This is a genomic window from Neobacillus drentensis (genome assembly GCF_036966985.1).
In the GTDB taxonomy this organism is placed as follows: Bacteria; Bacillota; Bacilli; order Bacillales; family Cytobacillaceae; genus Neobacillus; species Neobacillus drentensis_E.
The window spans coordinates 1-3,526 of the sequence record NZ_JBALSN010000740.1; the positions used below are offsets into that span (position 1 = coordinate 1).

At 34.3% G+C, this 3,526-nt stretch carries 4 protein-coding genes; all 4 read left to right on the forward strand.

Features of this window, described 5'->3' with window-relative positions; genetic code table 11:
* Positions 1–470, forward strand: a 470-nt coding sequence (locus tag V7659_RS31175; protein WP_335543862.1) for an O-antigen ligase family protein, incomplete at its 5' end; no start/stop codon positions are given.
* Positions 471–484: 14 nt separating this feature from the next.
* A complete protein-coding gene (locus V7659_RS31180) occupies positions 485–1,174 on the forward strand; it encodes a hypothetical protein (RefSeq protein WP_335543863.1) in 690 nt (229 codons plus the stop codon).
* Positions 1,175–1,185: 11 nt separating this feature from the next.
* Positions 1,186–1,944 carry a teichuronic acid biosynthesis protein TuaG gene (tuaG, locus tag V7659_RS31185; protein WP_335543864.1) on the forward strand — a complete coding sequence of 253 codons (759 nt, stop codon included), beginning with the start codon at positions 1,186–1,188 and terminating at the stop codon, positions 1,942–1,944.
* A 15-nt stretch (positions 1,945–1,959) separates the two neighbouring features.
* Positions 1,960–3,117 carry a teichuronic acid biosynthesis protein TuaH gene (gene tuaH, locus V7659_RS31190; RefSeq protein ID WP_438825881.1) on the forward strand — a complete coding sequence of 386 codons (1,158 nt, stop codon included), beginning with the start codon at positions 1,960–1,962 and terminating at the stop codon, positions 3,115–3,117.
* Positions 3,118–3,526: the final 409 nt, after the last annotated feature.

A 3,526-nucleotide genomic window follows, 5' to 3' on the forward strand; every position in this document is an offset into this window, starting at 1 on the left:
CCTTTAATCTTAGTAATGGAAGGCTTCCATCTAATATAGCAAGATTAAATTTACTGAAGAATACCCTTCACTACATATTAGATAGCTTCGGATTCGGGGTGGGAGCAGGCAATATCTCATTCTATTTAAAAAACGAATCCATCTATCCAACTAATCATGTTGTAGAAGTTCATAATTGGCTTGCGGAAATTATGGGTAATTTCGGAATTGGTATTTTACTTGGTTACATAACTATGTATGCCTATCTTTTCATTCGTCTTTATAAATTTTATAGAGTTGGAAGAAATAGAAACCAAAAAGGATTACTTGAAGCGTGTATGATGGGGCTAATTGGATTTCTTGTTTCGAGTATCAGTCCGAGCTCTATTAGTAATTTATTTTTTCATTGGGTATTTCTAGGATTAGTTATTTCGACGGTTTCTGTGCTTAAAGACACGAAAAATCAACATCAACAAGAAAAATCCTACTAAGGAGTAAGGTTTAAATGGGACATAAGATTCAAATTTTAAAAGAACGAGTGAACAAATATTTTCTACTATTATTAGGAACGACGATTTTGTTAGGTGTAATCGGATGGCTTATTCCAGTAGGAAAAGCCCAATCAAGTTATACATTAGAAACATCGATAACATTAGGAAACTATAATAATCCAGAATTAACTGATCATAAAAGTGTCATCATTTTGCTAACATACGCCCCGTTTTATGAAGAACATTTGAAAGATCTATGGGAAGAAAAGTTTGAGGTAATTGGTACGAATTTACATGTAACTGCAGGCCCAGATAAGATAATTAACCTTTCGTATACAGATAATTCAGAGGAAAGCACAGCCCAAGTACTTAATGAAATTACAAGTGCCTTTATGGCCTACGATCAAGATAAATTCAATGAAAAACAGAAATTCATTCAAGATTATATTGAGGCCATATCAAAAGAAAAAGTAGGACCTGAGGCAATAGTAGACCAGCAACGCTTCATATTTGAACTTAAGACAGCCCTAAATGACATGAAACCAGCCAAATTATTAAAACCCGCTGATATAAATGCAATTAATACTGAAAATAGAGCCTTCAACTCAAAGGAAAGAGCAGTATTAGGGATATTATTGGGTGTAACATTAAGCTTTTTATGGATCGTTTTTCCCGTCATTTTCAAGGAACAGTCATTCGAATAGGAGGTAATTTTATGAGTCCACAGCAGCCACTGATCTCAATTATAACGCCTTCATACAATGCTAGTTTGTTTATCGAGCAGACAATCAATTCTGTAAGAAAGCAAACCTATCAAAACTGGGAAATGATTATTGTCGATGATTGTTCTACTGATAATACACCAGAAATATTAGAGCAAATTGAAAAAGAAGATGAAAGAATACAAGTTATTTTTTTAAATCAAAATGGCGGGGCTGCTGTTGCCCGAAACACAGCTTTACAGCATGCAAAGGGCAGATATGTAGCATTTCTTGATAGTGATGATTGCTGGAAACCAGAAAAGTTACAAAAACAGGTTTCATTCATGCAAACCAACAACTATGCATTTACATTTACCGGTTACGAAGTAGTAACTAATGAGGGAGTCCTTTTGAACAAACAGGTATCTGCCCCCGCGCAAATTTCCTACAATGATATGTTAAAGAATACCATTATTGGATGCTTAACAGTCATGATTGATCGGCAGCTGGTAGGCAACATTCAGATGACTAACATACGAACACGGCAGGATTTAGCCACTTGGTTAGCCATTTTAAAAAAAGGGATAAATGCATACGGATTAAATGAAAATTTAGCCGAATATCGGACCGGTAATCCTTCCATTTCGAGAAACAAGTGGAAGGCAGCAAAAATGAATTGGTTTGTGTATCGCAAAGTTGAAAAGTTAAATGTAGTCAGAGCTTTTTGGTGTTTTTCACATTATGCCTTTCATGCTGTACTAAAAAGAATATAAAAAGGGATGGGACAAATGAAGAGTATCCATATCATGGTGGCAACAGGGGAGTGGGCACAGGACCAGTTACGGTACCGAAGACATCGGCTTGCTGAATTCCTTCAGAATCATCCTGAAACAAAAGAGGTCATCTGGTTATGTCCGACACCGACACAAAAAAAGGAACCGTACACTAGATTGTCAAATGGAATAAAACAATGGACGATTCAAGATGTATTACCACATAAAGTGTTTCGGTTTGGGCGCTATATTGGTCTATTTCATAAAACTAAGCTGCAGCCATTATTTCAATATTTAAAAGAAGCTCAGGAAAAGTATGCTGTTAATTTATGGTATACTTTTCCTGGATTCCCATTACTTTCAGAAAGCTTTTCTTGGAATACAGTTATTTATGATTGCAGTGATTTATGGACTTCTCCGATCAATGGGAAAAACTCAATCCTAGCAAATTTTAGAAAGAACATCATATCCAGAGCAGAAAATCGAATTATTCAAAGGGCAGATAAGATCACATGTACCTCTGAATATCTAAGTATGAGAGTAGTAGAAAAGTTAGGTTCGAAGGAAAAGGTGTTCACCTTTGAAAATGGGGTAGAATTTGATTTGTTTGCTAAAAATCTAACACAAATGACGAATATTCTACCTGATCATTTTGACGGAACGGTTTTAGGATTTATTGGAGGAATTAAACCTAAGTTAGATTTTGATTTAATTAAGGAAGTAGCACAAAAAAAACGGGAGTGGCTTTTTCTATTTGTAGGTCCAGATGGTACGAATGATCATCCAAAATTTAAAGAATTATTAACTGAGGGGAATGTTTTATGGACTGGGAGTGTCGCACCTTGCGATGTCCCAAAATATATGAACTTAATTGATATTGGAATCATGCCATACAAATCATCTCAATATAATCAAGCTGTCTTTCCATTAAAGTTATTTGAGTTTTTGGCAGCGGGGAAGTCGGTACTTGGCATGCATTTGCCGTCTACGAAAAAATATGCTGAGGAATCTATTTATGCTCATTTAGATACCAATAATACGAACCAATTTATTAAGATATGCGAACAATTAGAAGGCACTATAAATGATGAAATTCTTATTAACAGGCGAAAGAAACTTGCTAAATCAAAAAATTGGAACAAAGTATTTGAGGACATGTTCTTATTAGTTTAGTTTAGAACAACCTAGTAAGTTTTCAACCAAAGAGGCCCAAAAGGGTTTCTTTTTTTGTTTATTAGTCAGTGGGTGTAAGGTATGGATATGGCAAAGTTGCGGAAATTTAGGTAAAGGTCACTAAATGAACAGATACATCGATCGCAAAATAACCTTTCAATGTCTATTAGATTTTGATTTAAAAAAAGAGTAATAAAAAATCCGAATAAAGGCTACTGAGATATAGATTAAAAACAGAATATTTAGAAAATTATTCATACAACTACCTCCCAATTTGAAAATTACTTATTAAAATGAACCGTTGATTAGGATTGCTATAGTTACATTTTATCCAGTAAATACTAAGAAATAGTTGATTGGATGTTAACCTTTTGTAAAGTATTGTTGTAATTATTTTATTGATATTGAG